We start from the raw sequence: 22,925 nt of genomic DNA, 5'->3' as shown, positions 1-22,925 counted from the left end.
TCCCGTTGTTTGATTATTCGCTCAATCCGGCTGGGACGTCGCTCATCATTACGGCGGCCTGCGAATCGGCGAGGATACGGTCATTGTTGATCATGATCGGCGAAGAGAGGATGTCGCGCAGGTACCGGCCCATCGCAAATTCGCTGTCATTGCGATATCCTGACAGGCCGCAGGCGCGCATCGCGCTCATGACGATCGTGACGGCAAGCTCGGAAGCTTCCACTTTCAGGAAGTTCAGCGCGATCTGGACGTCCATCGCGGTCAGGCTTTGCGGATCGCTGGAATGAAGCTCGAATTTCCGCAAGGCGGATTGAACCGCGCCGCGCAAAGTTTCGAGCGAAACCCGCGCCCGCGTCAGATGCGCCGCGGCCGGAGGGAGTTTGCCCTCAGCGGCGCGCGCCGCCTTGCGCACGAAAGCGCGCGCGCGCTGCACTGCGCCGGCGGCGACGCCGCTCCATGCGGCGCTCCAGAACAAATGGGCGAGCGGCATCATGGTCTGGCTGTGAATGCGATCATAGGGTTCGGGCAGAATCTGATTGGGATCGCCTTGCGCGCGCAGCATGAAGCCGACGCTGCAGGTACCGCGCATGCCCAGCGTATCCCAGGATTGCGTGCGCTCCAGCGTGTAATCTTCTCTGAGGAAAGCGACCAGCACCTGATCCGAACTGGCGGCGGCCTCGGCGCGGCGCGCAGTCGTCACGATGCCGTCGGCATGTTCGCCGTAAGAGATGACGGAGGCGTTGCGCTCCAGGGCGATGCGCGAACCTTTGGTCTGGATCGCCGCTTCGCTGGAGCGGATGTTGCCGCCATTGGCGCCTTCGGTCGTTGATGACGCCATCAGCAATTGCTTTTCGGCGATCCGCCGCTGCAAGCCTTCCTGCCACACATTGCCTGCGGAATGGCGGACCAGGCAGGCGATCTTGGTTTGATGCATCGCATAGATCATCGCACTTGAGGCGCAGGCGCGGCCCAGGATGTAGCAGACATCCACGACTTCCGCGGCGCTCGCGTCTTCGCCGCCTAGCGCCGCCGGGATCAATATGCCCAGCAATCTCTGTTCGCGAATGGCGTCGAAGGCTTCCTTGGGGAAGCGGCCCTCGCGATCGACCGCATCGGCAAATCTGGCCGCGACTTCCGCGGCCGCCGCCGCGCGCGTCCTCAGGCTTCCCGAATTATCTTTAGCTGCGGCGTTGGCATGGGCGTTGCGAAGGGGGAAGCGGCTGATGTTCGAAGTCATGATCCCGAGTCTCCGGTATCTCGCGCCACATCAACGACGGCTAGCGGAGCGCGAGTATATTAATAATAATGAACCCCGATTATCTGATGTATGATCGTATTTAATGTTGCTTGCACCACCTATCGCGCATTTTCTACAAATAATCGAGAAAGCTTTCGTCCACTAGTTAACAATTTGTTCCGCAATCGAGGGGTTTTTTGAGGCAACGTTGGTCGAAAATTAATACGATTAGTTTATGAGAAGGATCATATTCGATTCAAAAGGTATGGCTGCGATGTTGTGCCATCCTGGGACAGAAGGTGACGAACATGTTGGACCGTGCCGATATGACCAGCCGGCTCGTTGAAATTGTCGGTCAGGTCATGCCTGAGCGCTCTTCGCTCGCCGGTCTCGCCAGCGACGCTGATCTTTACGCCGCCGGCCTCACCTCGATGGCGATGGTCAAGCTGATGCTTGCCGTCGAGGTCGAGTTCGACATTTCCATCCCGGACGCCGATTTGCATCCGGACAATTTCCGCTCGATCGAAGCGGTCGAAGCGCTGGTCGGCCGCCTGCGGAGCCTTTGACGCTCGAATGGCCATGGACAGATTCGCGCGCCGTTTTCTAGATCTGGCGGGCGCCAGTGCAAAAGGTCGAACAAGCGAGCCGACGATCGCGGAGATGCGCGAAGGGCTCACGGGGCTGGCCGCTTTTGCGGGCGCAACGCCGGGCGTTCGAGTCGACGAGCGCGACGAACGTTTGCCGGGCGGCGCGATTCCGATCCGAATCTATTCGCCCGCCGCGCTGTCTCAAGAGTTTCTGCCGGGACTTATCTACTTTCATGGCGGCGGCTGGCTGTCGGGCGACTTGGCGTCGCATGGCGGCATCTGTCGCGCCTTGGCCGCAGCAGGGCAATGCCGGGTCATCGCCGTCGATTATCGTCTGGCGCCCGAACATCGCTTTCCGGCCGCCATCGAAGATTGCCTCGCCGCCGTCGAAATCATAAATGCGCAGCCCGCGCGCTTTGGCCTCGATCCCGCGCGCATCGGCGTGGCGGGGGATTCGGCGGGCGGCAATCTGGCCGTCGTCATTTGCCAATTGGCCAGAAAGCGCGGCCTTCGAATCGCGCTGCAAGTGTTGCTTTGCCCTGTTATGGATGCGCTGGGCCGCACCCAATCGCGGCAGGCGCTCGGAACCGGCTATTTTCTCGAAGAGCGAACGATGATCCGCTATTGGGAGCATTATCGCATCGAGGGGCTCGACCCCGATAATTCTATGGTTTCCCCGTCGCAGGCGATCGATTTTCACGATCTGCCGCCCGCGCTCATCCATACCGCCGAATATGATCCGTTGAGCGACGAAGGCGCTCTCTACGCCGTTGCGCTGGCGCGCGCCGGCGTCGAAGTCCACCATTGCCAACATCCCGGCATGATCCATCATTTCTACGGCCTTGGCGCCGCCATTCCTTACGCCGCGACCGCTCTGGCGGCGATCGGCGCGGAAATTCGCGAAGCGTTCGCGTGAGCGGCGTGATGGCCGGCGTCGATGCGGATCAAGCAGTCCCGTCGCGCCAGGCGAGGGCGGCCTTTAAGCCCTGCTCCCGGCGGATGCGATCGAACTCGGCGCGCTTTGGGCCGCCGGCGCCTTCAATGAAAATGTCGATTTCCAGCGCCTGGGCGAGCGCTGTCTTCAGGCCCATGGCTTCGTAGCTCCGATTGAGCGCGCGTTTCGACAATTGCACCGCCACCGGATCGGCGGCGGCGATGCTTTCGGCGATGGCGAGCGCCTTGGCCATCTCCTCGCCCGCCGGCGTCACATGATTGACGATGCCGAGCGCCAGCGCGCGCTCGGCGCTGAGATGGTCGTCGCCTGTGAGCAGGATCTCTTTGGCGGCTTTCGCGCCCGTGACGAAGGGCAGCAGCATTGCAACCGCGCCAGACCCGAACTTCACTTCCGGCGCGCCGAGGCGCGTGCCCGCCGCCGCCACTGTGATGTCGCAGGCGAGCGACAATTCAAACGCGCCGCCGATGCAAAAGCCATGGATGGCGGCGATCGTCGGCTTTGGACAGTCCCAGCAGGCCATGATGAACGCAAAATCGGCTTCCAGCACTCGTCGCCAGTCAGCGAGCATGCGCTGACCGGCCGTCGCGGCGCCGGCCTTGAGGTCGAATCCCGCCGAGAAGGCGCGCCCCTCGCCGCGGACCACGATCGCGAGCACTTTCTCGTCCGCGGACAATTCGGCCATCGCCCGCGTGGTCGCCTCGACAAGCGGGCCGTCGAAGGCGTTAAGCACACGCGGGCGATTGAAGGACAGGATGGCGACAGGGCCGCGCCGTTCGATCGTGAGCGTCTCAGTCTCAGGTTCCGACATGCTGTTCTCCCGTGAAATGCCGCCTCAGGAAAGCCCCAACCGGTCGAGCGCCCGCATCGTATGGAGCGCCGCCGTAAAGCCGACGCGCTTCAGCGGCGAGAACGGGATCGGCTTGATGGGTGAAACGGGAAGGACGGATTGGTAGGTCTCGTCCATCGCCAGGCGCGCAAGCTCGGCGCCCATGGCCGTCTGCCAGCCGATCCCGCGTCCCTGACAGCCGATCGCGGCGAGAACGCCCGAGCGCACCTCATGCAGCCGCGGCCAGTAATCGGGATGGATCGCCACACGCCCGCCCCAGCGATGCGTGAAGGCGATCCCGCGCAAAGCGGGATAGAGCCCATGCACCGCGCGCACCAGATGCGCCCAATCGCTCTCGGCCCCTGGTTCGCGATAGGGTCCGCGGCCGCCCATCAGCAGGCGCCCCGCCGCGTCGAGCCGCCAATAGCGGATCACCTTGCGTGTATCGGACAACACTTCGCCGCCGGGAAGTATCGCGCCCCGCAGCGGTTCGGGCAGCGGTTCGGTCGCGATCTGCAGCGACGTTGCGGCGACGATCGATCGCGGCAGCTCCGGGAATAATCCGTCGGAATAGGCGTTGCCGCAAAGGAGAACCTTTTTGGCTATCACCTGCGCTCCTGTCGCCGTCGTCGCCTTCCAGCCGGCGCCTTGCCTGTCGAGCGAGACGACCCGCGAGGCGCCATGGACGCGGGCGCCCGCCGCGATCGCCGCGCGCGCGAGTTCGCGCGCATAGGAAAGCGGTTGCAGGCGCCCGGCGCGGCGATCGACGAAAGCGCCGATATAGGCGCGGGCGCCGGTCAGGCGTTCCGCCTCTTGCGCCTCGACATAGGCGACATCGGCGCCGCGTCTCTGCCATTGTTCGGCGCGGGACCGCGCGAGCCTGGCGGCCTTCTCGGAATGGACGCCCTGAATCCAGGCCGTGCGGCTGGCCTCGGCTCGCAGATCGAGCCGTTCGACGAGGCCGAACACGAAATCGGCCGTGCCGCCGGCAAAGCGCCATAGCCGCTCGCCCCGTTCGCGGCCGAACAAAGCTTCGATTTCGTCGGGGTCATATTTGAGTCCGGGGATAAGCTGCCCGCCATTGCGCCCGGATGCGCCATAACCCGGCGCCTCCGCCTCGAGGACAATGGCGTCGCCGCCAGCTTCCGCGATGTGAAGCGCGGCGGAAAGGCCGAGATAGCCCGCGCCGACCACCAGCACGTCAGCGCGGGCTTCGCCCTTGAGCGGTTCGGCAGTCGGCGCCGCGACCGCCGTCTCCTCCCAGAGATTGGCGAGACGGCTCATCCTCAATAACTTGGCGGCGTGATCGCCCAGATCACTTCCGCCTCATCCGGGCCTGGATTGCGGTAGCGATGCGGCAGCGCGCTCTGGAAGCCGAAGCTGTCGCCCGCCTCTAGCGTCACCATGCGGCCGTCGACCCAGAGCTCCAGCCGGCCGCGCAGCACGACGCCGGCTTCTTCGCCCGAATGCGTGTACGGCTCCTCCCCCGATGAGGCGCCGGGAGGGAACCGGCACGACAGAAGCTCAAGCGCGCCCGTCAGGTTGGGGCTCAAGAGTTCGTCGACCACGCCGGCCGAATAATCGAGCCGCCGCCGCCGCGCTCGCCGCACCACGAGATCGCGTTCGTCCTCCGGCACGTCGTTCGCTTCGAAAAACCAACTGATGGTGACGCCGAGCGCGCGCGATACGGCATGCAGCGCCTTGATCGACGGCGTCGCGCGATCGCGCTCCAGCAGGCTCAGATAGCCGATCGACAAGCCGCTCGCCGCGGCAAGCTCGGTCAGCGTGATGGCGCGCGCTTTGCGCAGCCCGCGAATCTCGCTCCCGATCAGGCGCGGCTGGCTCGGGTCAAGCGGCTCGGACGGCGTCTCGGCGCGGCTGGGAGGGGACAAACGGGAGATGCGATTCATGGGCGATATTTTTCTATTGACAAAAATAGCGTATCAAAATTTTAATGCAAGCTAAGTCGTCGGAGAAAAGAAGAATGGCCGAACGCTATGACGCCATCATCATTGGGGGCGGCCATAATGGGCTGACCTGCGGCGCCTATCTCGCGCGCGCCGGCTTGAAAACGCTCGTATTGGAGCGGCGTCATGTGGTCGGCGGAGCCGCGGTGACGGAAGAGGTCGTGCCGGGCTTCAAGTTTTCGGTATTCAGCTATTTGATGAGTCTGCTGCATCCGAAGGTCATCGCCGATCTCGAACTCGCGAAATACGGCTACGAGGTGCTTCCGGCGACCGACATGTTCGGCCCGCTGCCGGGCAAGGATTACATCATCTTCGCCGACGACATCGCCAAGACGCAGGCGTCTTTCGCCCGCTTCTCGGCGAAAGACGCGGCTATCTATCCCGAGTTTGACCGCTATCTCATGGATTCGGTCAAGATCATGCGGAAGATTCTGCTCGATACGCCGCCCGATCCCTCATGCCGCGATTGGCGCTCCTTCAAGGAGACGGCGAAGTTCCTTTGGAAATACCGCCGTGTGGGCGGCAAGCTCTTCCGCCTGATCGACCTGATGACGATGAGCGCCGACGACTACCTCTCCGAATGGTTCGAAAGTTCCGAGGTCAAGGCGGTGCTCGCCTATTATTGCGGCATCGGCACTTTTGTCGGGCCAAAAAGCCCCGGGTCCGCCTATGTCGTGATGCATCATGTGATGGGCGAGCATGCGGGGGCCGGCGGCTGGGGCTTCGTGCGCGGCGGAATGGGGTCGATCACCCAGGCCATTGCCCGCTCCGGACAGGAGAAGGGGCTCACGATCAAAACGAATTGCGATGTCGCTTCGATCGAAACAGCGAATGGCCGCGCGACCGGCGTGACGCTGGCGGACGGAACGCGCTACGAGGCCAGCATCATCGCCAGCAATGTTTCGGCCAAGCTGACCTTTCTGAAGTTTCTCGATAAATCCAAACTGCCGGCCGATTTCGTGCGCGACATCGAGGCCTACAGAACATTCTCCAGCGCCTTCAAGATCAACATCGCCTGCGAGGCGCTGCCGCAATATACCGCCTTCGATGCGCAGGCCTGCGGATTCGCCTATCCGACCTACACGCACCTCGGCCCGACGATCGACTACCTCGAAAAGGCTTATGACGACGCCAAATATGGCGACATGTCGCGCGAGCCCTTCGTGACGCCGGTGACGCCCAGCTTCGTCGACAACACCATCTCGCCGCCCGGCAAGCATGTCGTCCATCTCTTCGGCGGTCACGCGCCCCATACGCTGAAGGAGGGCGACTGGACGACGCGAAAGGATGAACTCGTGCGCAACGTCTTGCGGGTGGTCGACGAATATGCGCCCGGCTTCTCGAGCGGCATCATCGACATGCAGGTGCTGACGCCGCCCGACATCGAGGCGAAGATCGGCTCGCCGCATGGCCATATTTTTCATGGCGAGTTGCAGATCGATCAGCTCTTCTGGGCGCGGCCAGCGCCCCATTGGGCCGATTACCGGACGCCGATCAAGGGGCTCTACCAATGCGGCTCATCCGCCCATCCGGGCGGGGGCGTCGGCGCGGTTGTCGGCCACAATGCGGCGCGCGAGATTTTACGGGACCGTCGTCTGTGAACGCGGCCGGCCGACAGCGAGCCATGCGGGTCGCTGTCGCCGCGTTGCTGCTGACGCCGGCCATGGCGATCATCGCTTTGGGCTTCGTTGCGCCTTTGATCCGCCTCGCGATCTTGAGTTTCTCTTCGCCGGCGGGTCCGCTGGCGGCCTATCGCGAACTGGCGACGGTCGACGTCTATCGCGTGGTGCTGAGGAATACTCTTGTGTTGGCGCTTGTCGTTTCGGTCGCGAGCCTCGCCATCGGCTTTGCGCTCTCGCTCGCGCTGATGCGGCTTGAGGCGGGCTGGCGCGCCATCGTCTTCGCCTGCGTCGTCCTGCCTTTGTGGATCAGCGTGCTGGTGCGGACGTTCTCCTGGATGTTGATCCTGGAAAGGAACGGCCCCCTCAATCGCTTCCTCGCTGCGCTTGGGATCGTCGATCAGCCGCTGCCGCTCCTTTTCGCCTTTCCGGGCGTCGCGATCGGCATGGTGCATGTGCTGCTTCCCTATGCAATATTGCCAATCTATGCGGCGCTGTCGCGCATCGACCCTGCTTTGCTGCGCGCAAGCGGCGGGCTTGGCGCTTCGCGCGTGACGACCTTCAGGCGCGTGCTGCTGCCGCTGTCGGCGCGTGGGCTCGCCACCGCCGCGACCTTCACCTTCCTCCTGTCGCTCGGCTTCTTCGTGACGCCCGCTTTGCTTGGCGGCCCATCCGACACCACGATCTCGATGCTGATCGATTCCTTTGTCAACGAACGACTCGATTGGCCGCTCGCGGCCGCCGCTTCGATGACGTTGCTCGCCATGGCGCTCGCAGTGATCGGCCTTGCGGGCCGCTTCGTGCCGGTCAGCGCATTGTCGGAGGTCGGGTGACGCCCGCCGGGGCCTGGACCAAGGCTTTTGCGGCGCTGCTGGCCGCCGCGATCGTCATACCGGTTCTCGCGGTCGCGCCGCTGGCGTTCAGCGAACAGAGTTTTCTGCAACTGCCGCCGCAGGACTGGTCGGTGCGCTGGTGGGGCGTCTTTTTCGGAGATGCGTCATGGATTCGCGCGCTCCTGACGAGCCTTGAAGTCGCGGCGCTCTCGTGTCTCCTGTCGGTGACGACAGGAACCTCGGCGGCGCTTGGCCTCTTGAGGCTTGGGCCGCGCATGAGAGCGCTCGCCACCGGCCTCTTCTTGGGGCCGATGGTCGCGCCCGTGATCGTGCTCGCAGTCGGGCTCTACGCGCTCGCCCGCTCGCTCGGTCTGGTGGGGAGTACGATCGGCCTCGTGCTCGCCCACACGATGCTCGCGCTGCCTTATGTCGTCTTGAATGTCGGCGTCTCGGTTGCAGGGCTCGATCCGCGTCTGGCTCTGGCGGCGAGCGGGCTTGGCGCAAGCCCCTGGCGCGTTTTCCGCACAGTGACCTTGCCGTCGATCTTGCCAGGCATGCTGGGCGGCGGCATCTTCGCCTTCGTCACCTCCTTCGATGAAGTGGTGCTCGCCGTCTTCCTCGCGGGCCCCAGCGTCAAGACGCTGCCTGTGCGCATCTGGGAAGAGGTGCGCGTCGAATATACGCCCGTGGTCGCGGTCGCTGCGACCATCATGATCATCCTTGCCGTCATCGGCTCGGCGATGGGACGGCTCGTGACGCGGAGGACGGCATGAGCGCGGTCGCCTTTCGCGGCATCGCCAAGCGTTACGGCGTCGCGGAGGCGCTGTTCCCGCTCGACCTCGAGATCGCGTCGGGCGAATTCATCAGTTTCCTCGGACCATCGGGCTCGGGCAAGTCGACGCTTCTCAACATCTGCGCGGGCTATATCGAGCCGACAGCCGGCGCGCTCTTCGTCGCGGGACGCGACGTCACCGCCGCGCCCCCGCGCCGGCGCAATATCGGCATGGTGTTTCAGAACTATGCGCTGTTCCAGCATCTCGACGTCTTCGAGAATGTCGCGTATGGGCTGCGGGTCCGCAGGACTGCGCGAGCCGAACTGGCGCAACGGGTAAAAGACGCCCTGCAGGCGGTGCGTCTCGATGGCTTTGGCGGCCGGTCGATACGCAGTCTGTCCGGCGGCCAGCAGCAGCGGGTGGCGTTGGCGCGCGCCATGGCGATCGAGCCCGACATCCTCTTGATGGACGAGCCGCTCGGCGCGCTCGACAAGCAATTGCGCAAAGAGGTGCAGATCGAGATCCGGCGGATGCACGTCGCCCGTCCGCGCACCACGCTCTATGTGACCCATGACCAGGAAGAGGCGCTCGTCATGTCGGACCGCATCGCCGTATTGCGCGGCGGCCGCCTGGTGCAACTCGGCACGGCGCGAGAGCTTTACAGCCGGCCCGTCGACAGCTTCGTCGCGCGCTTCCTCGGCGAATCGAACCTGATTGTCGGCCGCGTCGCGGAGCTGGGGGACGGGCGCGCGATGCTCAGCGCGCAAGGTCTTGCCGCTCCGATCGAGGGATATGCGGCGCAAGGGCTGCGAATGGCCGAGGCCGCATGCGCGCTGATCCGGCCGGAACATGTCCGGCTGGTCGCCGGCGGGCAGCCGGCGCGAATCGTCGAGCGCCTGTTCCTTGGAGAGATCGCGGCGCTCAGGCTCGTCTTGCCGAGCGGCGCCGAGCTTTGGTCGCGGCTCTTCAGCTCGGATGCGCCCGCTGGCGACGAGATTGAGATCGGTTGGGATCGGGAGCGCGTCTCGATCTTGCCGGAAACATCGTAGGGGAGGAAAACATCATGCTGACAAGACGACATTTGATCGCCGCCGGTGCGGCCGGCGCCATGACAAGTTTGATAGGCCGCGCCCAAGCCGATACGACGAAACTCACGTTCTGCTCGTGGGGCGGCGCGCTCAGCGACCTTGAAAAGTCGGCGCTGCTCGATCCCTTCGGCAAAACGAGGGGCTTTGAGGTCGTGGCGGCCTCGCCCACCAACTACGCCAAGCTGAAGGCGATGGTGGAATCAGGCCAGCCCGAATGGGATCTCGTCGACGTTGGCGGCCGCTTCATCTGGCAGGGCGCCGATCTGCTCGAGACGCTCGACATGTCGCTGATCCCGAACGCCAAGGCGCTCGACCCAAGCTGGGTGGCGCCCAAGGGCATCTTCACCTCCACGGGCGCCACTGTCGTCGCCTGGAACACCAAAGCGTTTCCGGAAGGCAAAGGACCGAAATCCTGGAAGGACTTTTGGGACGTCAAAAACTTCCCCGGTCCGCGCGGGCTCTACAAGCCCTTCTACTATAATTACGAGGCTGCTCTTCTGGCCGCCGGCACGCCGCATGCGGACATCTATCCTGTCACCGAGGACAAGGTGAAACTCGCCATGGACAAGATTCGCGAGCTCAAGCCGAATGTGAAAGTGTGGTGGACGGCCGGCGCGCAGCCGCCGCAACTCCTCTCGACGGGCGAACTTGCGATGTCGTCGGCCTGGTCGGGACGCGTGCTCGCCATCATCAAGGAGAACGCTCCCGTCGCGATGACCTATGAAGACGGCATCGCCTGGGGCAATGCCTGGGTCATCCCGAAAGGGACGCCCAACGCCAAGCTCGTCATGGAGGCGATCAATTACGCGATCTCGCCCGAAGCGCAGGCGCGCCTCCTCGATCTGGGCACCTACGGGCCGGTGCTCGCAGACGCCGCGGCGAAAGGGACGCCCGAGCAGCGCAAGTTCATCGTCACGGCGCCCGAAAATATCAAGAACATGCTGATCCTCAACGAGGAGCAGGCGGCCCTCTATTCCGCGAAATATGAAAACGATTGGAACCGCATGCAGCTCGAATGATCGGCGCCGATATGACGCTCTCCAAAAGCGCGGCGTTCCTGACGCCGCTCCTCGCCCCGCGCAGCATCGCGTTCGTCGGGGCGAGCGCGCGGCCGAATACGCCGGGCCACGATATGATGCGGATGATCCGTCGCGGCGGCTTTACCGGCATTGTTCATGCCGTGAATCCGAAGGGCGGCGAGATCGAGGGCTATCCCTGCGTCCGCAGTCTCGCCGATCTCCCGGCTCCTCCCGATCTCGCCGTATTGTCGGTCAGGAACGAGCGGCTGGAGGGCGCGCTCGCCGCCGCCATCGCGGCCGGCGCGAAGGCGGCCGTCATCTTCGCCTCCGGCCTCTTGCCGGACGACGGCGATTCCCCGCTTGCGCAACGGCTCGCCCGGCTCGCGCGGGCGGCCCGCATTCCGATCTGCGGACCGAACTGCATGGGCTTCTACAACGACCTCGACGGGGTCTGGGTGTGCGGCTTTCCCAGCCCGCGTCAGCCGGCGCCGGGCTCGATCGCCTTCATCGCTCATTCCGGCAGCGTCTTTGGCGCGCTTGCGCATAACGATCCGCGTCTGCGCTTCGCCCTCGCCGTGTCGCCCGGCGGCGAGGCGACGGCGACGGTCGCCGACTACATCGCCTATGCCGTCGAACGGCCGGAGGTGAAGGTGGTCGGCCTGTTCCTCGAATCGGCGCGCGATCCGCGGGGCTTCGCGCGGGCGCTCGAGCGCGCGGCCGAACGCGGCGTCCCCGTCGTCGCGCTCAAAGTCGGCCGTACCGAGGCGGCGGCGGCAGGCGCGCTCACGCATACGGGGGCGCTGGCGGGCAGCGACCTTGCTTATTCCGCCTTGTTCGATCGCTATGGCGTGATCCGGGTCGAGACGCTCGACGAACTTGCCGCCACCCTTTTGCTTCTGTCCACCGAGCGCCCTGTCAGACGGGGCGGCCTTGTCACGATCGGCGATTCCGGCGGCGAGCGTGAATTGATGATTGATCTGGCCGAGCGCGCCGGCGTCCCCTTCGCCGCGATCTCGCAGGCGACGAAGGCCGCGATCGCCGGGCGGCTGGAGCATGGTCTCGAAGCCGCGAATCCGCTCGACGCCTGGGGCTCGGGTGCGGATTTTGTCGCCTGTTTCACCGATTGCCTCGGCGATCTTCTCGCCGATTCCGACGCCGCGCTCGGATTGCTCAACGCCGATCTTCGCGACGGCTATTACCTGCATCGCGGTTTCGCCGACGCCGCGCTCGCGGCCGCGCGCGCTTCGGACAAGATTGTCGCCGTCGCCACCAATTACACGCAGGTCCGCCACGAAGCGCTTGCGCTCGAACTCACGCGCGCGGGAGTGCCCGTGCTCGACGGCACCGCGAACGCGCTCGCCGCGGTGCGCGGCGCCTTCGCCTATCGCGACTTCCAGGCGCGGCCCTTCGATCCGCCGCCCTCGCCTCCCGCCGCGCGCGCGGCGGATCGCGAACGCGCCCGCGCGCGGTTGCGGCAAGGCGCCGGACCGCTCGACGAAGCGACAAGCCTGTCGCTGCTCGAAGCCTGGGGGGCGCCAGCGATCCCGCATATTGTGGTTGCAAATTTCGATGAGGCGCGTCGAGCGGCTGCCAAACTTGGCTATCCCGTCGCCTGCAAGACGGCCGAGCGGGGGCTGCTGCATAAATCCGATGTCGGCGGCGTGCGGCTTGGTCTTACCGACGAACAGGCCCTGCGCGACGCCTATGACGATTTGGCGGCCAGGCTCGGCCCGCGCGCGCTGATCGCGCCGATGGCGCAACGCGGCGTCGAACTGTCGCTGGGCATGATCCGCGATCCCCAATTCGGTCCCGTCGTCACCGTCGGCGCGGGTGGCACATTGGTCGAACTGCTCGACGACCGGCGCGCCGCGCTCGCGCCGTTCGGGAGAGCGACGGCGCGCCGGCTGCTCGATGGCCTCAAGCTCCGGCGCTTGCTCAACGGCTATCGCGGCGGCGGCGCCGTCGATATGGAGCGCCTGGCCGAGATCGTCGCCCTGTTCTCCGTGCTGGCGGCTGAACTCGCCGATCTGATCGCTGAGATCGACGTCAACCCGCTTATCGCGGGCGCTGACATTGTCGCCCTCGACGCGCTCATCGTCGCCGAACCGGAGATCAATTGATGGATCTTTCTCTGCCGTCCGAGGCGTTGAACTGGCGCCGTCGCGCCAAGGCTTTCGCGGAGGAGCATTTGTTTCCGCATGAGATCGAACTGGAGATGAACGGTTCGCTGCCGGCCGCCACGCTCGACCGTTTGCGGCGCGCCGTCAGGGAACATGGCCTCAACGGCGTCAACCACGCCAGGGAGGTCGGCGGTCAGGGTTGCTCGCAGCTTGAACAGACGCTGATCGGCGAGGAGCTTGGCAAGGCGACGGGCGCCCTTTGGGCGATCGTGCCCCATCCGGCGGTGGCGCTGAAACACGGCACACAACAGCAAATCGACGCTTATCTCAGGCCGAGCTGCCTCATGGAGCGGCGCGCCTGCGTCGCTGTCACCGAGCCCGGCGCGGGCTCAGACCCGCGCACAATTCTCACCCGCGCCGACATGCGCGACGGGCGCTTCGTCCTCAATGGCGAGAAATGGTTCGTGACCTCGGGCGACGTCGCCGACTATTTGATCGTCCACGCCAATGTCGACGGCGATCCCGACAAACCGACCTTGTTTCTCGTCGACAAGGCGTTGCCGGGCGTGCGCATCGCGCGCGAACCCAAGTTCACGCACACCTATGTGTTCGGTCATCCCGAATTCGTATTCGAGAATGTCGAGGTCGGCGATGGCCAGGTTCTCGGCGCGGTCGGCGGCGGGCTCGAATTGACGAAGGACTGGTTCGTCGAGGCCCGGCTGCAGATCGCGGCGAATACATTGGGCGCCGCGATTCGCGCCTTCGAGCTTGCCAACGCATGGGCGAGCGAACGGCATCAGTTTGGCCGCGCCATCCGCGATTTCCAGGCGATCGAATTCATGCTCGCCGACATGGCGGTCGAGATCATGGCGACGAAAAGCCTTGTCTACCGCGTATCCTGGGAAATCGACAGCGGCGTCGATCGCAAACTCGTCCATGCGCGGGCGAGCGCGCTGAAGCTTCAGGCTTCCGAGATGGCCGGCCGCGTGCTCGACAAGGCCGTGCAGATTTTCGGCGGGCGCGGCTATATGCGCGAGAACGCCGTGGAGCGGCTCAATCGCGAGGTGCGAGTCGATCGCATCTGGGAAGGAACCTCTGAAATCCAGCGCGTGATCATCGGCGGTCAATTGCGTAAACGCGGAACCGACATCTTCACAGGCTGGGACTAAGCGCGTCGTGTTGAAACGGATGCGCAAACGCCTGAAGAAAATTCCGTTGATCTGTGCGCATGAAGCCTGCACGCTGTCGGCGTTTTTGGGGAAGACTGGAGACGATTTTTGATGTGGTCCATCGATTCCGAAACGGGCGTCCTGACCGATGTGCTGCTCTGTCCGCCGGACTTCTATAAGTGGATCGAGACAAACGCGGTCGCCGTCGAGACGTTGGGGTCCGGCCGCCAGATCGACGCGCAGAAGCTGCACAGCCAGTTCCGCCAATTGGAAGACGCACTCGATCAGGCTGGCGTGCAGCGCCATTACATCGAGCCCGAACCGCATTTGCCTTATCAGGTCTATACCCGCGACTCGAGCCAGACGACGCCCTGGGGGCCGGCGCTGACGCAACTCGCTCTGCCCGCCAGGCGCGGCGAAGCCGCTTCCATTCTCCGGTTTCATGGCGCGAAAGACGGCTTCTGGCGCTACTGCAGCGTGGGCGCGATCGAGGGGGGCGACATCCACATCATCCGGCCCGGGCTGCTTCTCGTGGGTTGGTCAGGCGTGCGCACCACCAGAGAAGGCGCGACGCAATTTGCGGGCTGGTTTAAGGATGCGGGCTGGGAGGCGCGCCTTCAACCTTTCGCCGAACATTTTCTTCACCTCGATGTCCTGTTCTGCATGGCGACGGATGGGCTCGCTGTGGCGTGCATTGAAGTGCTCGGCGACCCCTTCGCTGATTGGCTCAAAGCGCAGGGCATCCGTGTAATTGAGGCGACCTATCGCGAGGTCATGGCGATGAGTTGCAATCTTCTGGCGCTCGGCGGCGATCGCGTCATCTCGCCCCGCCACAGCAGCCGCATCAACGCGGCGCTTCGGGCCGAGGGAATTACCGTTCACGACCCTGAACTCGACCTCTTCGCCGCCGGCGGCGGCAGCGTGCATTGCATGACGATGCCTTTGAGGCGCGCTCCGATCTAGCGCGACGTTAGATTGCGGTGCGCCGCAGGGCCTGCGCCATGCAATGCACGCCGCCGCCCGTCTTCGAAATTTCGTCCGTGTCGACCTCGGCGACTTCGAAGCCGCGCGCGCGCAATTGGCCGATGAGCGCCCGGCTTGACGAGGGCGCGATCACGCGGTCGCGGCCCAGAGACATGAAATTGCAGCCAAGCGCCATCGTGTCCTGAAACGGCACGTCGATGATCTCGTGGCGCTTGCTCTTCAACCAGTCGACGATGCCGGTATCCGTGCAAGCGAGACAGACCGCCGTCAGTTTCGGGGCGATTGGCACGACCATGAGATCGATGTGAACATAATATTCGTCGATGAAGGCGAGGCGCGTTTCCCAGCCTTCGCGCCGAAACCATTCCTCCACCTGCCGCGCGCCTTCTTCCTGCGTGCGCGCGCCGCCGCAGCCGATCAATACGCAGCCTTCCTCGATGACGTTGAAGTCGCCGCCCTCGAAAGCGCCTGACGTCACCATGTCGTAGATCGGAACGCCCAACCTTTCATAGGTTCGGATGGCGGCGTAATTCTCGCCACGCCGCCACCAGTTCGCCATCGCCGTGATGATTGCGCCATAGGGCGTCATGACGCTGGAATCGCGGGCGTAGACCTGCATCGGCAATTCCGGTTCGGGCTCGTGCCAATGAATGGCGACGCCAAAATGCCGATAGGCGTCGACGAGATCCTTGTGCTGAGCCTGCGCAAGCTGGAGATTGCAGGGCGCGTCGCGCAAATGCTTGCGCGACAGTGAACTCGTCGCGAGATGTCTGAGGTGGTCGGGCGAGCCCAGCAACACATCGGTCAACGCGTCCGTTTCGTTGCGAAAGCCCCAATGGGTCAGCGGCTTCGTACCGCCCAGGGGATCGCGGCGTCGCAGCGTAAAAGGTTCGGAAACAATACGTTCGTGGCGGGTCATGGCTCGGCTTCGCGGGGCTTGAAGAGAGGGTGGCGTCAGCATAAGAGGTGAATCGAGGTAGCGGAAAGCGATGGTTTTTCGCTGATTACGCAAATTTTCTTCACGCCAGGAGAGTCCATGCGCGTTCCCTCGACTCAAGCGCTGCGGGCGCTTGACGCCTTCGCGCGCTACGGCAGCGTCTGGCGGGCCGCCGAGGAGCTTCATCTCACGCGCAGCGCGGTCAGCCATCAATTGCGCTTCCTCGAACAGGATCTTGGCTTTGACCTCTTGAAGCGCGCGGGCAAAGGCGTCTCGCTGACGCCGCAGGGCCAGCGCTATGCCGTCGATGTGCGCAAGGCGCTGACACTGCTGGGCGACGCGGCGGTGCAATATGGCGACAAGGGCATCAGAGGATCGCTGACCATCAGTTGCACGCCGGGCTTCGCCTCGCTCTGGCTCTGCACCCATGTCGGGGAATTCAAGCAGCTTTATCCGGATGTGGCGCTGCGCATCGTAACGCCGTTGAGGCTGGACGATGTCACGAATCCCGAGGTCGACGCCTTCATCGCCTATGGCGTTGGCGCCTGGCCGAAATGCGCGGTGGAATTGTTGAGCGAGGTGGAATTCACGCCGCTGTGCAGTCCCGTCCTGCTCAATCGGATCGGCGGGCTCAGCGAACCGTCGGACGTGTTCCGAACGGTGCTGCTGCACCTTGAAGACGACGACGACTGGGCGCGCTGGTTCAAGGCCGCCGGAGTCGTTCGGCCCAACCTCGGCCAGGGCGTGACTTTCTCGGACATGAACCTTGTGCTCGCCGCCGCGACCGCAGGGCAGGGCATTGCGATGGGCGACGAACTGACGTGCCGGCAGGCGCTGGACACGGGCAGGCTCGTCCGCCCGTTCGATCTCGCCATTCGTTCGCGCCAGGCCTATTATCTCGTGATGGAGCAGCATCGCGTCGCCAATCCGGCAACGCTCGCCTTTTCGGACTGGCTGAGGTCCAAGCTCGTACAAACGGCAATCGTGCTGCGCCCTGCTTAATCGCCCGGCAATCTTGCTCAAAGGCTAGGCGATGCCGTGAATCTAATTTGATCCAACCTGCATGATTCTTCGTTTGTCGTGAGCGTTGTTGCTCGCTAGTCTGCTTGAGTTCGGCATGGAGAGCGAATGGCGTGGATACGCGAGCTGTCGGCCTCAACGCGATCGGCATTGGTAAGTCCTATGGGGCGTTCCGCGCGCTGAAAGACGTGTCGCTCGATATCGGCCGCGGCGAGTTTCTGACGCTGCTCGGTCCTTCAGGCTCCGGCAAAACCACCTTTCTGATGATCCTCGCCGGCTTTGAACAGGCGACGAGCGGGCGCCTGATGAGCGAGGGCGTCGACATCACCGCCAGGAGCGCCGAGGCGCGGTCTTTCGGCATGGTGTTCCAGGGCTATGCTTTGTTCCCACATATGAATGTGGAGCAGAACATCGCCTTCCCGCTTCAGGTCAGGAAGATGTCGCGCGACGCCGTCGGCCGCCGCGTCGCCGAGATGATTCAGCGCGTCGGCCTGACCGGGCACGAAAAGAAACTGCCCGCGCAATTGTCGGGCGGCCAGCAGCAGCGCGTGGCGCTCGCCCGCGCGCTTGTCTTTGAGCCGTCCGTTCTGTTGCTCGACGAGCCTTTTTCGGCGCTCGACAAGCATCTGCGCGGCCGGATGCAGGATGAGGTGAAGCGGCTGCATCAGGACTTCGGAACGACGTTCATCTTCGTCACGCACGACCAGAGCGAGGCCTTGTCGCTCTCGTCGCGGATCGCGATCTTCAATCACGGCGAATTGCTGCAGGTCGCGACGCCGCAGGATGTTTACGAGCGCCCCGCGAACCGCTTCGTCGCCGAATTCCTTGGCGAGATCAATCTTCTGCCCGTCGAGAACATCGGCGATTGCAGCATCGGCACGGGCGGCTCGTTCGAGGGCGCTCGCCTGACGGGGCCGCGCCAGGAACACGCCGGCGGCGCGGGAACCCTGGCGATCCGTCCAGAGCATATGTCCCTGGCGGACGGTTGTCCGCGCGACGCCAACGGCGTCGCGGCGTCGATCATTGCGACGACTTATCTGGGTTCGGCGATGCGCCTCGGCCTCGCCACGCGCGGCGGCACGCGGATCATCGTCACTCTGCCGACCGAGACCGCCGCCAAAGCGCTCACCAACGGCCCCGACCTTTGGGTCACCTGGCCCATGGACAAAGGCTTCCTTCTTCCGGAAGGACGCTGATCCCCTCTTAACCGCAGGAGCCCGATATGAACGACGCTTTTCAAAAAGATTGTCTCGACATCCTCGCCGCCAAGGTCGAACGCGGCGAGATCAGCCGCCGGCGTTTCACACAACTCGCCGCCATGATGCTTGCCGGCGCGCCATTGGCGCTCCGCGCTGGCGGCGCCAGGGCCGCCGATCAGCAGCTCGTCCTGGTCAATTGGGGCGGCGACGCCCTGAAGGCTTATGATCAGGCTTACGGCCAGTCTTTCCTCAAGGCGACGGGCATCACCGTCAAGGAAGACGGCACAGGGCCGACCGAGGGCGCCATCACCGCGCAGTTCAAGAGCGGCAAGCCGACCTGGGACCTCGTCGACGCTGATCCGTTCTCCGCGATATCCCTCGGCAAACAGGGAATGATCGAGCCGATCGACTATGCGATCGTCGACAAATCCAAGATGCGGCCGGGCTTCAACTGGGACTATGCGGCTTCGACCTATTTCTTCTCCTACGTCATCGCTTATGACGCCAAGAAATTCGGCGCCAATCCGCCGACGGGCATGGCTGATTTCTTCGACGTCAAGAAATATCCCGGCAAGCGCTCGATGTATAAATGGGGCGCGGGCATGTGGGAGGCGGCGCTGCTGGCCGACGGGGTCGCGCCGGAAAAACTCTATCCGCTCGACCTGAAACGCGCCCACGACAAGATCGCCGCGTTCAAAGAGAACGTCGTTTCCTATTGGGGCGGCGGCGCGGAAAGCCAGCAGGTGATGCTGAGCGGCGACGCTTCCATGGCCATCATCTGGTCGACCCGCGCCTCGTTGCTCGACAAGGATTCAGGCGGCCAGGTCAAATTCATCTGGGATCAGGGGTTGATCTCGCCGGGCGCCCTGGCGGTGATCAAGAACAATCCCGGCGGCAAGGAAGCGGCGATGAAGTTCATCGCCAGCACCTCCGACCCGCAAAAGCAGTTGATCATATTCGACGCGCTGGGTCAGGGGCCCGCCAATCCCGCGACCGATGCGCTGATCCCGGCCGAAAAGAAGAAATACAATCCGGTCGACCCCGCCAATATGAAGCGCCAGGTCGCGCTCGACATGCCTTGGTACGCCGATAATTACGGCCCGGCGCTGGACGGCTATACGAAGATCATCTCCGCATGAGACTGAGGCCTATGGCCGCGGCGGCCCCCTTCTCCCGTGCGGAAGAAGAGGGGCCGTCCGTCAGCCTCGCCCCTGATCATCGAACGGAATGGGGCAGGCAGGCGACGCCGCGCCGCGCCTCCAGATGGATCGGCTTCTGCTTCATCGCGCCTCTGCTGGCGTTCCTCGCGCTGGTCTATGTCATTCCCTTTCTCGGCGTCGCGGAATGGAGCGTTACGCTTCCCAAGCCCGGAATCGGACAATATGAGCGGCTTGCGACCGACCCGCTCGTCCTGTCGGTTTTCCTGCGCACCTTCCGCATCTGCGCGATCGTGACATTCGTGTCCGTCACGGCGGCTTATGCGATCGCCTATGTGTGGGTGCGCGGAACGCTGTTGCAGCGGCGGTTGACCGAACTTTGCATCCTCATTCCGTTCCTGATCTCCGTTTTGACCCGCGCCTTCGGCTGGTTGGCGCTGCTCTCCAGCCGCGGCCTCGTCAATACCTGGCTGCAGGCGTCCGGTCTGATCGACAGCCCGCTTCAACTCGCGCGCAACGAGTTCGGCGTCGTGCTCGGCATGACGCATGTTTTGATTCCCTTCGCGGCTTTCCCTCTGGCCTCCGCCATGCGGTCGGTCGACGAACGCGTGCTGCTCGCGGCGCGCGGGCTCGGCGCTTCGCGGCTGCGCATCTTCTGGCGGGTGTTCCTGCCGATGACCGCCTCGGGATTGATCGGCGCGGCGCTGATCGTCTTCGTCTTCACGCTCGGCTTCTTCGTCACCCCGGCGATCCTCGGGGGCGGGCGCAGCATCATGGTGGCCGAACTCGTTTATTTGCGGATGTTCCAGAGCCCCGACTGGGGCCTTGGCGCGGCGGTCAGCGTCGTGCTTGTGCTGATTGTCGGCGCTCTCATGGCGGCTTTGTTCCGCTTCGCCCGGCCCGCGATGATCGGAGGCGGCCGATGAGGCAGCGTCCGAGCGCGATTGCGCTGGTCATGGCCGGTCTGGTGGCGATTTTCCTGTTGCTGCCGCTCCTCGCGGTCGTGCCGATTTCCCTCACGCCGGCGCGCTTTCTCACGATGCCGACGGGCGAATTGTCGCTGATCCACTATCGCGATCTGATCGACAATCCCGACTGGGGCCAGAGCATCCTGCTCAGCCTGCGCATCGGCGTCGTCAGCAGCGTGATCGCAACGACCTTGGCGCTCGCCTTCGCGCTCGGAATCTGGATGTTCCAACCGCCCCTTTCGGCGCTGCTGGTCGGCTTCGTCTTGCTGCCGATGATCGTGCCGCCCGTAGTTTCGGCGATGATCCTTTATTTCTTCCTGACCAGCCTCTCGCAGGTGAGCGGGGCGGTCGGCTACGACACCTGGCTCGGCGTGACGCTCGCGCATGTGGTCATGATCACGCCCTGCGCCGTCGTGTTGATTCTGGTGGCTCTGGCTCAGGTCGATCGCCGCATCGATCTGGCGGCGCGTGGGCTCGGCGCGACGGTGCTGCAGCGCGCCTTCAAGATCGTCTTGCCCAATATCCGCTTCGGCGTGCTGACGGCGGCTTTAATGGCTTTCGTGCTCTCCTGGGAGGAGATCGGCGTCACGCTGTTCGTGACCAGCGTCAACGCCATCACGCTTCCCCGCATGATGTGGATGGGCGTGCACGACAATATCGACCCGGCGATCGCGGCCATTTCGGTCGTTCTGATCGCCCTCACCACCATCGCGCTTGTGGGCCGCATGATGCTCCAGCGCCACGAACCTGCTTGAGGAGCGAGACGGATCATGGATGAAGTTTTTGGGCGGCGGGACCTGATCGCCCCGGCCAGATTGAAAGCGCTCAGCGTCAAATCCGACCTGCGCGGCTTCGCGCAAGTGGGCGCCCGCCTCGGCGCCCTCGTTCTGTCGGGCGCCGCGCTTTATCTGACCTGGGGCGGGTGGCTCGCCGTTCCGGTTTTCATCGTGCATGGAATTCTGATCAATTTCCTCTACGCGGGGCAGCATGAGCTCAGCCACTGGACGGTGTTCAAGACGAAGGCGCTCAACGAGATTTTCGGACGGTTGTTTGGCTTCATCCTGATCTACCCCAGAGATTTCGATCAGATCCAGCATTTCGCCCATCATCGCTATACGCAGGATTGGGAAGGCGACGGCGAACTCGCGCGCGAACGCTATACGCTGACCTCCTATCTTCTCTGGGTACTCGGGCCGACCTATTGGTACACGCGGGTGCGCCGGGTGATCCGCTTCTCCCTAGGCGTCGTGAGCGAGCCCTATATCCCCGACGGGCGCAAAGCCGAAGTGATCCGCGAAGCGCGCTGGCACCTGGCCGGTTATGTGCTCATCGCCGTTCTGTCGATCGCCACGGGGAGTTGGGCGGCGGTCCAGCTTTGGCTATTGCCGATGCTGGCGATGAAGCCCGTGCACCAATTGCAGAACACGATCGAGCACCTCGGCCTGCCTCACGTCGACGCTATCACCGAGAACACGCGCACCACCCGCACCAATGCGCTGATGCGCTGGCTCGCTTGGAACATGCAGTACCACACCGCCCATCACGCCTTTCCTGGCGTGCCGTGCTACGCCTTGCCCAAATTGCACAACGAGATTTTCGTAGAGAGCGGCCGCAAGCCGCCGACGATGTCCTATCTCTCTTTTCAATGGGCGGTGCTGCGCGCCTTCTGGAACGGGCGTACGGAAGCCGATTATGCCGACGATGCGATCTGGATCAGCGACGATACGGATCTCGAACCGGTGGCGCCGCGCCTGCGGCCCGCCAAACAGGCCTGACGATGGCGTTGCGCGTCTATCAATCTCTATGGGCGACGGAGTTGCGGCGCCCCGGCGCGCCCGAGCGACCGGTCGCGGAACGGTTCGACCGCGTTCGTGAGGCCGGCTTTGACGGCATGGCGATCGATCTGGGCGCCATGGACATCGACGCCGCCCGCGGCCTGGTTCCAGAATTCGCGCGCACCGGCCTCAACGGCCTGCTGACGGCGTTCCCGCGATCTGTCGAAGAGCTGCGTCCCGCTCTGCGCCTCGCCAAGGACATCGGCTCGCCCTTTGTGATCGTCGTCGGCCAGGTCATGCCGCTTGCGGTTGCGGACATGGCCACGGTCATCAAAGCCTGGCTGACCCTCTCGAACGAAGAAGGCGTTCCGATTCAGTTCGAAACGCATCGCAACTGCATCACTAACGACCTGTTCTCGACTCTGTTGTTGCTCGATGCGATCCCCGAAATGCGGCTGAGCGCCGATCTCTCGCATTACGTCGTCGATCGCGAGATGATGCAGCCTATCAGTGCTGATTATCAGGCCTATATCCGCCGCATCCTGGAGCGGTCCGATTCCTTTCAGGGCCGGGTGGCGAACCGTTGCCAGGTGCAATTGCCGTTGCATTTCCCCCAGCATCGGATCTGGATCGACACGTTCCTCGACTGGTGGCGGCTTGGCTTTGCGCTATGGCGGGAGCGCGCCGAGGCG

At 64.0% G+C, this 22,925-nt stretch carries 22 protein-coding genes; 17 read left to right on the top strand and 5 right to left on the bottom strand.

The genetic code is table 11. The features are described from left to right. Positions 1-13: 13 nt before the first annotated feature. The gene (locus GSQ90_RS14700) at positions 14-1,237 is read right to left on the bottom strand and encodes an acyl-CoA dehydrogenase family protein (protein ID WP_158815602.1); all 1,224 of its coding nucleotides are present in this window, start codon (positions 1,235-1,237) and stop codon (positions 14-16) included. A gap of 308 nt (positions 1,238-1,545) precedes the next feature. Here GSQ90_RS14700 and GSQ90_RS14695 point away from each other — a divergent pair, with 308 nt between their 5' ends. After that, positions 1,546-1,803, top strand: coding sequence for a phosphopantetheine-binding protein (locus GSQ90_RS14695; RefSeq protein WP_158815601.1), 258 nt, complete (start codon positions 1,546-1,548; stop codon positions 1,801-1,803). Between the two features lie 13 nt (positions 1,804-1,816). Next, on the top strand, positions 1,817-2,740 hold the full coding sequence (locus GSQ90_RS14690; RefSeq protein WP_158815600.1) for an alpha/beta hydrolase: 924 nt from the start codon (positions 1,817-1,819) through the stop codon (positions 2,738-2,740). Positions 2,741-2,768: 28 nt separating this feature from the next. On the opposite strand, the gene GSQ90_RS14685 is transcribed toward GSQ90_RS14690, so the two are convergent. From GSQ90_RS14685 to GSQ90_RS14675, 3 genes are read right to left on the bottom strand one after another with little or no spacing between them, the layout of a single operon-like run. Then, complete coding sequence (locus tag GSQ90_RS14685; protein ID WP_158815599.1) at positions 2,769-3,587, bottom strand: enoyl-CoA hydratase/isomerase family protein; 819 nt, start codon at positions 3,585-3,587, stop codon at positions 2,769-2,771. 24 nt (positions 3,588-3,611) lie between these two features. Next, on the bottom strand, positions 3,612-4,889 hold the full coding sequence (locus GSQ90_RS14680; RefSeq protein ID WP_158815598.1) for an FAD-binding oxidoreductase: 1,278 nt from the start codon (positions 4,887-4,889) through the stop codon (positions 3,612-3,614). Between the two features lie 2 nt (positions 4,890-4,891). Continuing rightward, positions 4,892-5,515, bottom strand: coding sequence for a helix-turn-helix domain-containing protein (locus tag GSQ90_RS14675; RefSeq protein ID WP_158815597.1), 624 nt, complete (start codon positions 5,513-5,515; stop codon positions 4,892-4,894). A 74-nt stretch (positions 5,516-5,589) separates the two neighbouring features. On the opposite strand from GSQ90_RS14675, the gene GSQ90_RS14670 reads away from it, so the two are divergent. The 8 genes from GSQ90_RS14670 (at position 5,590) to GSQ90_RS14635 (ending at position 15,156) form a co-directional block, all read left to right on the top strand. Beyond that, a complete protein-coding gene (locus GSQ90_RS14670; RefSeq protein ID WP_158815596.1) occupies positions 5,590-7,173 on the top strand; it encodes an NAD(P)/FAD-dependent oxidoreductase in 1,584 nt (527 codons plus the stop codon). Between the two features lie 23 nt (positions 7,174-7,196). After that, positions 7,197-8,024 carry an ABC transporter permease gene (locus GSQ90_RS14665; RefSeq protein ID WP_158815595.1) on the top strand — a complete coding sequence of 276 codons (828 nt, stop codon included), beginning with the start codon at positions 7,197-7,199 and terminating at the stop codon, positions 8,022-8,024. Continuing rightward, positions 8,021-8,797: an ABC transporter permease gene (locus GSQ90_RS14660; protein WP_158815594.1), complete on the top strand. Its 777-nt coding sequence runs from the start codon at positions 8,021-8,023 to the stop codon at positions 8,795-8,797. Before GSQ90_RS14665 ends, GSQ90_RS14660 begins: the two co-directional genes overlap by 4 nt. Then, positions 8,794-9,846, top strand: coding sequence for an ABC transporter ATP-binding protein (locus GSQ90_RS14655; RefSeq protein ID WP_158815593.1), 1,053 nt, complete (start codon positions 8,794-8,796; stop codon positions 9,844-9,846). Before GSQ90_RS14660 ends, GSQ90_RS14655 begins: the two co-directional genes overlap by 4 nt. A gap of 14 nt (positions 9,847-9,860) precedes the next feature. After that, complete coding sequence (locus GSQ90_RS14650) at positions 9,861-10,904, top strand: ABC transporter substrate-binding protein (protein ID WP_158815592.1); 1,044 nt, start codon at positions 9,861-9,863, stop codon at positions 10,902-10,904. Next, positions 10,901-13,024 carry an acetate--CoA ligase family protein gene (locus tag GSQ90_RS14645; protein ID WP_158815591.1) on the top strand — a complete coding sequence of 708 codons (2,124 nt, stop codon included), beginning with the start codon at positions 10,901-10,903 and terminating at the stop codon, positions 13,022-13,024. Before GSQ90_RS14650 ends, GSQ90_RS14645 begins: the two co-directional genes overlap by 4 nt. Beyond that, complete coding sequence (locus GSQ90_RS14640; RefSeq protein WP_158815590.1) at positions 13,024-14,193, top strand: acyl-CoA dehydrogenase family protein; 1,170 nt, start codon at positions 13,024-13,026, stop codon at positions 14,191-14,193. Before GSQ90_RS14645 ends, GSQ90_RS14640 begins: the two co-directional genes overlap by 1 nt. A gap of 111 nt (positions 14,194-14,304) precedes the next feature. Beyond that, positions 14,305-15,156, top strand: coding sequence for a dimethylarginine dimethylaminohydrolase family protein (locus tag GSQ90_RS14635; RefSeq protein ID WP_158815589.1), 852 nt, complete (start codon positions 14,305-14,307; stop codon positions 15,154-15,156). Between the two features lie 7 nt (positions 15,157-15,163). Here GSQ90_RS14635 and GSQ90_RS14630 read toward each other — a convergent pair whose 3' ends face one another. Then, the gene (locus GSQ90_RS14630) at positions 15,164-16,096 is read right to left on the bottom strand and encodes a dimethylarginine dimethylaminohydrolase family protein (protein WP_158815588.1); all 933 of its coding nucleotides are present in this window, start codon (positions 16,094-16,096) and stop codon (positions 15,164-15,166) included. A gap of 117 nt (positions 16,097-16,213) precedes the next feature. Between GSQ90_RS14630 and GSQ90_RS14625 the strand changes: the two genes are divergently transcribed. From GSQ90_RS14625 to GSQ90_RS14595, 7 genes are all read left to right on the top strand, one after another. Beyond that, entirely contained in the window at positions 16,214-17,116 is a 903-nt protein-coding gene (locus GSQ90_RS14625; protein ID WP_158815587.1) for a LysR substrate-binding domain-containing protein, read from the top strand. A 131-nt stretch (positions 17,117-17,247) separates the two neighbouring features. After that, positions 17,248-18,330, top strand: a complete 1,083-nt coding sequence (locus tag GSQ90_RS14620; RefSeq protein ID WP_158815586.1) for an ABC transporter ATP-binding protein — start codon at positions 17,248-17,250, stop codon at positions 18,328-18,330. A gap of 26 nt (positions 18,331-18,356) precedes the next feature. Continuing rightward, positions 18,357-19,472, top strand: a complete 1,116-nt coding sequence (locus tag GSQ90_RS14615) for an ABC transporter substrate-binding protein (protein ID WP_158815585.1) — start codon at positions 18,357-18,359, stop codon at positions 19,470-19,472. Next, positions 19,469-20,416 (top strand): ABC transporter permease, encoded by a 948-nt coding sequence (locus GSQ90_RS14610; RefSeq protein WP_371418379.1) that lies wholly within the window; start codon positions 19,469-19,471, stop codon positions 20,414-20,416. Before GSQ90_RS14615 ends, GSQ90_RS14610 begins: the two co-directional genes overlap by 4 nt. Beyond that, positions 20,413-21,213 carry an ABC transporter permease gene (locus tag GSQ90_RS14605; protein ID WP_158815584.1) on the top strand — a complete coding sequence of 267 codons (801 nt, stop codon included), beginning with the start codon at positions 20,413-20,415 and terminating at the stop codon, positions 21,211-21,213. Before GSQ90_RS14610 ends, GSQ90_RS14605 begins: the two co-directional genes overlap by 4 nt. A gap of 15 nt (positions 21,214-21,228) precedes the next feature. Further along, complete coding sequence (locus GSQ90_RS14600; protein ID WP_158815583.1) at positions 21,229-22,233, top strand: fatty acid desaturase; 1,005 nt, start codon at positions 21,229-21,231, stop codon at positions 22,231-22,233. 2 nt (positions 22,234-22,235) lie between these two features. Further along, positions 22,236-22,925, top strand: a 690-nt coding sequence (locus GSQ90_RS14595) for a sugar phosphate isomerase/epimerase (RefSeq protein WP_158815582.1), incomplete at its 3' end; no start/stop codon positions are given.

This window comes from Methylocapsa sp. S129, from assembly GCF_009765995.1.
In the GTDB taxonomy this organism is placed as follows: domain Bacteria; phylum Pseudomonadota; class Alphaproteobacteria; order Rhizobiales; family Beijerinckiaceae; genus Roseiarcus.
Note: the sequence above shows the minus strand (reverse complement) of the source record. Positions and strands in the feature narration are given on the sequence as shown.

Excerpts from the sequence above, each read along its gene's own strand:
- GSQ90_RS14700 (WP_158815602.1), bottom strand. The coding sequence starts at position 1,237 with ATGACTTCGAACATCAGCCGCTTCCCCCTTCGCAACGCCCATGCCAAC.
- GSQ90_RS14695 (WP_158815601.1), top strand. The coding sequence starts at position 1,546 with ATGTTGGACCGTGCCGATATGACCAGCCGGCTCGTTGAAATTGTCGGT.
- GSQ90_RS14690 (WP_158815600.1), top strand. The coding sequence starts at position 1,817 with ATGGACAGATTCGCGCGCCGTTTTCTAGATCTGGCGGGCGCCAGTGCA.
- GSQ90_RS14685 (WP_158815599.1), bottom strand. The coding sequence starts at position 3,587 with ATGTCGGAACCTGAGACTGAGACGCTCACGATCGAACGGCGCGGCCCT.
- GSQ90_RS14680 (WP_158815598.1), bottom strand. The coding sequence starts at position 4,889 with ATGAGCCGTCTCGCCAATCTCTGGGAGGAGACGGCGGTCGCGGCGCCG.
- GSQ90_RS14675 (WP_158815597.1), bottom strand. The coding sequence starts at position 5,515 with ATGAATCGCATCTCCCGTTTGTCCCCTCCCAGCCGCGCCGAGACGCCG.
- GSQ90_RS14670 (WP_158815596.1), top strand. The coding sequence starts at position 5,590 with ATGGCCGAACGCTATGACGCCATCATCATTGGGGGCGGCCATAATGGG.
- GSQ90_RS14665 (WP_158815595.1), top strand. The coding sequence starts at position 7,197 with ATGCGGGTCGCTGTCGCCGCGTTGCTGCTGACGCCGGCCATGGCGATC.
- GSQ90_RS14655 (WP_158815593.1), top strand. The coding sequence starts at position 8,794 with ATGAGCGCGGTCGCCTTTCGCGGCATCGCCAAGCGTTACGGCGTCGCG.
- GSQ90_RS14650 (WP_158815592.1), top strand. The coding sequence starts at position 9,861 with ATGCTGACAAGACGACATTTGATCGCCGCCGGTGCGGCCGGCGCCATG.
- GSQ90_RS14645 (WP_158815591.1), top strand. The coding sequence starts at position 10,901 with ATGATCGGCGCCGATATGACGCTCTCCAAAAGCGCGGCGTTCCTGACG.
- GSQ90_RS14640 (WP_158815590.1), top strand. The coding sequence starts at position 13,024 with ATGGATCTTTCTCTGCCGTCCGAGGCGTTGAACTGGCGCCGTCGCGCC.
- GSQ90_RS14635 (WP_158815589.1), top strand. The coding sequence starts at position 14,305 with ATGTGGTCCATCGATTCCGAAACGGGCGTCCTGACCGATGTGCTGCTC.
- GSQ90_RS14630 (WP_158815588.1), bottom strand. The coding sequence starts at position 16,096 with ATGACCCGCCACGAACGTATTGTTTCCGAACCTTTTACGCTGCGACGC.
- GSQ90_RS14625 (WP_158815587.1), top strand. The coding sequence starts at position 16,214 with ATGCGCGTTCCCTCGACTCAAGCGCTGCGGGCGCTTGACGCCTTCGCG.
- GSQ90_RS14615 (WP_158815585.1), top strand. The coding sequence starts at position 18,357 with ATGAACGACGCTTTTCAAAAAGATTGTCTCGACATCCTCGCCGCCAAG.
- GSQ90_RS14610 (WP_371418379.1), top strand. The coding sequence starts at position 19,469 with ATGAGACTGAGGCCTATGGCCGCGGCGGCCCCCTTCTCCCGTGCGGAA.
- GSQ90_RS14605 (WP_158815584.1), top strand. The coding sequence starts at position 20,413 with ATGAGGCAGCGTCCGAGCGCGATTGCGCTGGTCATGGCCGGTCTGGTG.
- GSQ90_RS14600 (WP_158815583.1), top strand. The coding sequence starts at position 21,229 with ATGGATGAAGTTTTTGGGCGGCGGGACCTGATCGCCCCGGCCAGATTG.